Annotated in this window: 2 protein-coding genes; both read left to right on the forward strand. The window is 61.4% G+C overall.

The genetic code is table 11. The annotated features are described in order from the left end of the window. A partial coding sequence (terL, locus tag B9Y90_RS25990; protein WP_085543154.1) for a phage terminase large subunit occupies nucleotides 1-1,190 on the forward strand: 1,190 nt, incomplete at its 5' end. A 2-nt stretch (nucleotides 1,191-1,192) separates the two neighbouring features. After that, nucleotides 1,193-1,791: phage portal protein family protein (locus tag B9Y90_RS25995; RefSeq protein ID WP_139827518.1), on the forward strand; the 599-nt coding region annotated here is incomplete at its 3' end.

A 1,791-nucleotide genomic window follows, 5' to 3' on the forward strand; every position in this document is an offset into this window, starting at 1 on the left:
GCCGCGTCTGGCGTATCGGCTGTATCCTCACCGCCACCGGCATCAAGATTGAGGCCGCCGGTCAGGGTAAAAGCCTGCGTGGCCGCAAGCACGGGGCGCACCGTCCCGACCTGGTACACCTCGATGACCTCGAGAACGACGAGAACGTCGTGACGCCTAAGCAGCGCGACAAGCTGGAGAAGTGGCTCAACAGCACCGTGTTACCCCTCGGCGGGGCGGGCATGAAGCTCGACATTATCTATGTCGGCTCCATCCTGCACTACGACTCGGTGCTGTCGCGCACCATGAAAAACCCTTCCTGGAACGCCCGGCGCTTTCAGGCCATTCTCGCCTGGCCGGAGAACATGGACCTGTGGGATGAGTGGGAGGAGCTGCTGCGCACCAAAGGGAAAGCGGCCGCGAAGGCGTACTACCGCCGCCGCGAAAAAGCCATGCTCCGGGGCTCCCGCGTGTCGTGGGCGGCCCGCCCCCTGATTGAACTGATGCTCATCCGCGTGCGGGTCGGCACCCGCGCGTTCGACGCGGAATACCAGAACGATCCGGTGAACGGCGAGAACGCCATCTTCCACGAGTGCATTCACTTCTGGGACGAACTGGAGCCCGATGTCATCTACTTCGGGGCCTGTGATCCGTCACTCGGCAAGCAGAACCGCAAGGGGAACGACCCCAGCGCATTGCTGATTGGGGGCTGGCACCGCATCAAAAAGGTGCTGAAGGTGAAAGTGGCCGATATCCGTATCCGCCGCCCGAAGAAAATCATCACCGATATCATAAAACTGCAGAAGGAACACGGGTGCGTGGCCTGGGCGTTTGAGTCCGTACAGTTCCAGGACTTTCTGCGTGAGATCCTGATTGAAGAGTCCCTCAAAGCCGGTATCCCGGTGCCTGCCCGCGCGGTGATCCCCACCACCGATAAAGCCGGACGCATAGAGTCCCTGCAGCCGTTTATGGAGAACAAGCGCATTTTGCTGGCGTCCGGGTTAACCACGCTGATTGAGCAGCTGAAACACTTCCCGATGGCCGACCACGACGATGGCCCGGACGGGCTGCATATGCTGTGGGCCATCGCCGCCAGCAGCGTGGGCAATTTTGAATTTATCCCGATTGGCCCGCCTGGCGCAGACGACCGCCGGGAGGACGATGATGATTATGATGACCGGGGCGACGGGTTCGGTCCGGGAGGATGGTAAAAATGGACATTAAAAGCCTGTTTAAACGCCTGGTCGGGCGCGGGGAAGATACCGCCGAACCGGTGCAGAGCAGTGATTATCCGATGCTGTATCTGGACCACCAGGGGCACCCGTCCACCGGGCTGGACGTGCAGAAGGTCTATCTCTGCCTGAAGGCGGCGGAAGACGGTGACCTGGTGCAGCAGAGCGACCTCTTCACCGACATGGAAGAGCGTGACGGCCACCTGTTCGCCGAGCTGTCCAAGCGCAAACGGGCGTTGCTGACGCTGCCCTTTGCCGTCAAACCGCCGAAAGAGGCCACGGAAGCGGAAATTAAGCTCGCCGCAGAGGCTGAGGGCTGGATACGCAACCTGCCGGGCTTCAGCGAGATGCTGATGGATATGCTGGATGCCATCGGGCACGGGTTCTCCTGCATTGAGATCGAATGGGGACAGCGCGGTGGCCTGTGGATGCCGGTCGCCTTCCATAAGCGCCCGGCGCGGGCCTTTACGGTGGCCATGACTAACCATGATGATATCCGGCTGAACACCGGCACCAGTGCCGACGGCGAGCCGCTGTGGGAAACCGGCTGGATAGTCCACCGGCACCGGGCAAAATCCGG

The organism is Cedecea sp. NFIX57 (genome assembly GCF_900177785.1).
Taxonomy (GTDB): Bacteria; Pseudomonadota; Gammaproteobacteria; order Enterobacterales; family Enterobacteriaceae; genus Cedecea; species Cedecea neteri_C.